The sequence below is a fragment of the Actinomycetota bacterium genome (assembly GCA_030776725.1).
In the GTDB taxonomy this organism is placed as follows: Bacteria; Actinomycetota; Nitriliruptoria; order Nitriliruptorales; family JAHWKO01; genus JAHWKW01.
In genome coordinates this window covers 1-2,672 of record JALYHG010000014.1, presented here as the reverse complement: position 1 = coordinate 2,672, position 2,672 = coordinate 1, and the positions used below count along the sequence as shown (strand labels likewise).

At 76.2% G+C, this 2,672-nt stretch carries 4 protein-coding genes; all 4 read right to left on the bottom strand.

All coding sequences use genetic code 11. The features are described from left to right. On the bottom strand, positions 1-227 hold a 227-nt coding region (locus tag M3N57_00560; protein ID MDP9021198.1), incomplete at its 3' end, for a hypothetical protein. Next, positions 224-1,405, bottom strand: a complete 1,182-nt coding sequence (locus M3N57_00555) for a cobalt-precorrin-5B (C(1))-methyltransferase (GenBank protein ID MDP9021197.1) — start codon at positions 1,403-1,405, stop codon at positions 224-226. The genes M3N57_00560 and M3N57_00555, both read right to left, overlap by 4 nt. Then, a complete protein-coding gene (gene cobM / locus M3N57_00550; protein ID MDP9021196.1) occupies positions 1,402-2,184 on the bottom strand; it encodes a precorrin-4 C(11)-methyltransferase in 783 nt (260 codons plus the stop codon). The genes M3N57_00555 and cobM overlap by 4 nt, the downstream gene beginning before the upstream one ends. Then, positions 2,181-2,672: uroporphyrinogen-III synthase (locus M3N57_00545; protein ID MDP9021195.1), on the bottom strand; the 492-nt coding region annotated here is incomplete at its 5' end. The genes M3N57_00545 and cobM, both read right to left, overlap by 4 nt.

Here is a 2,672-nt window from a genome sequence, read left to right as displayed (position 1 = left end):
CCCGGATCGCCGGACGCGACGACGACGACCGGGCCGGCTGCTGCGGCCACCGCCGCGAGCCCCGGCTGAAGATCACCGGTCAGCTCGACGGTGGCGATCCCGGGCGGCGCCCAGCGCGCCAGGTGCCGGGCACCGCCGACGACCAGCGTGGCACCGGCCAGGGCCTCGTCCCCGCCGCCGGCCAGCCCACCGGGGCCGACGCCCACCACCGTCACCGGGGCGGTCACCGGCCACTCCCCCGCCCGCCGAGCGGCGCGTGGCGGCTGGCCCCGACCGGCTCGAGCGTGTCGAAGTCGACGAGCACCGCGTGGACGTCCAGCCGGTCCCGCGACCAGGCGCGCAGGTTGTCGGCGACCTGGGCGCACAGCAGGTCCGCGGCGGCTGCGGCGATCCCCGCCTCCGACCACAGCTCGTAGGCGTGGCGGGCGGTGTTGGCTGCGCGGACGTCGGCGACGAGGTCACGGTCACCGCCGGCCCGGGCCGTGACGCCGGCGAGGACGTCGGTGTCCACCCGTGAGCGCGTCCAGTGGGTCATCATGATGCCGGCGGCGAGCTTGGTGAGCTTCCCGGCCATCCCCACGAACACGACCTCACCGATGCCGCGGTCGACGGCCCGGTCGATCGCGTTCCCGGAGAAGTCGCCGACCTCGACGAAGCAGACTTCGGGCACGTCGGGCAGCAGCCGCCGTGCTGCGCGTTCCGTCCGCCCCCCGGTGGTGAGCACGCAGGTGCGCTCGCCTTGCGCGGCCATCACGTCGACGGCCTGGAGCACCGACGCCCGCCACGACGCGGTGGAGAACGGGCGGACGATCCCGGTGGTGCCCAGGATCGAGATGCCACCGACGATCCCCAGTCGCGGGTTGGTGGTGCGCCGCGCCAGCTGCTGCCCTCCGGGGACGCTGACGGTGACCTCGACACCGCGCCGCTGCGGGTCGGTGACCTCCCCGATCGCCGCGCCGATCATCCGGCGCGGCACCGGGTTGATCGCCGGCCCGCCGACGTCGAGCCCCAGACCCGGTTTGGTGACGGTGCCCACGCCGGGTCCCGACCGGAGGTGCACGCCCGGTTCGGCCGCCCACCGCACGGCGACGGTCAGGTGGGCGCCGTCGGTGACGTCGGGGTCGTCGCCGGCGTCCTTGATCACGACCGCCTCCCAGCCGTCGCCCGCCGGTGTGCAGCGCGCGACGGGGAACGTGACGCGCCGTCCCGACGGCAGGGCCACCTCGGCCGACGTCTGGGTCAGGCCGGAGATCAGCGCGGCGACCGCGGCCTTCGCGGCGGCGGAGGCGCACGTCCCGGTGGTCCATCCGGTCCGCAGCGGCCCGGTGCGGACCTTGGCGGTCCGAGGCAGGTCGGGCTCGCGGAGCGCCCCGCGGACGTCGACGTCGCGGCGGGCCGGCGTCACGGGGTGACCTGCCGGTGCGGACGGAAACTGTGGGCGAACCCGGGCGAGTACAGCTGGCTGCGGCCCCCGCCCCGCTCCAGCGCCGGACCGACCAGGATCAGCGTGTGACGGTGCACGCCGGCGGCGCGGACGGTCGCGGCGAGCTGGTCGAGATGGCAGCGGCGGACCTGCTCCTCCGGCCAGGTCGCGCGGTACACGACTGCGCACGGCGTGTGGGGCGGGTACCCACCCGACAGCAGCTCCTGCTGGAGGCGGCGCGGTCGGGCGGCGGAGAGGAACAACGCCATGGTGGTGCCGTGCCGGGCGAACGCGGCGACGTCCTCGCCGGGCGGCATCGGCGTGTGCGTCGCCAGCCGGGTGATCACCACCGACTGCGCCACCTCGGGGACGGTCAGCTCGCGTCCGACCGCGGCCGCGGCCGCGGCCAGCGACGACACGCCCGGGACGATCTCCCACGCCAGGCCCAGGTCGGCGCAACGGTCGATCTGCTCCTGGATCGCCCCGTACAGGCTGGGGTCACCCGAGTGGATGCGGGCCACGACCTCGCCGCGTTGCGCCGCGAGGGCGTAGCGGTCGAGGACCTGCTCGAGGGTCAAGGTCGACGAGTCGAGCACGTCCGCGTCGGGACGGGCGTGGTCGAGCACGTCGGGGTGGACCAGGCTCGCGGCCCAGATCACCACGTCCGCGACGGCGATGACCTGCGCGGCGCGGAGCGTGAGCAGGTCCGCGGCGCCCGGACCGGCACCGACGAACCAGACCTTCCCCCGACCGGCCGTCACGGGCGGTCCTCCACCGGCAGCAGCGGCCGGGGCCCGGCGCTGGTGTCCGCACCGGGGCGCGATCGGGCCGCGTCGATCACCGCGGCGACCAGCGCGTCGAGGTCGGGCTCGCTCGCCTCGGCCGCGACCGTCAACCCGGCCTGCCAGGCGGCACGCGTGGTGTGCGCCCCGATCGTGGCGGCGGCGACCCGGGTGGCGGTGTCGCCCAGCAGCCTCGCCAGGCCGGTGGCGGCGGTGGACGACGCCACGGCCGCCAGCAACGGCGTGCCTGCTTGCAGCTGCGGGCGGAGCCGGTCAGGGACGTCGGTGACCGGGACGAGCGTGTAGGCGGTGACCGTGACCGCGTCGAGGGTGGCCGGCGGTCCGGCACCGCCCGGATCGGGTGCCAGCATGAGCGTGGCGCCGCGATCGTCGAGCTCGGCGAGACCGCCGGCGAGCTGGTCGAGGTCGGCGCCGGTGACGTCAGCGTGGACCGCGAGGCGGTCAGC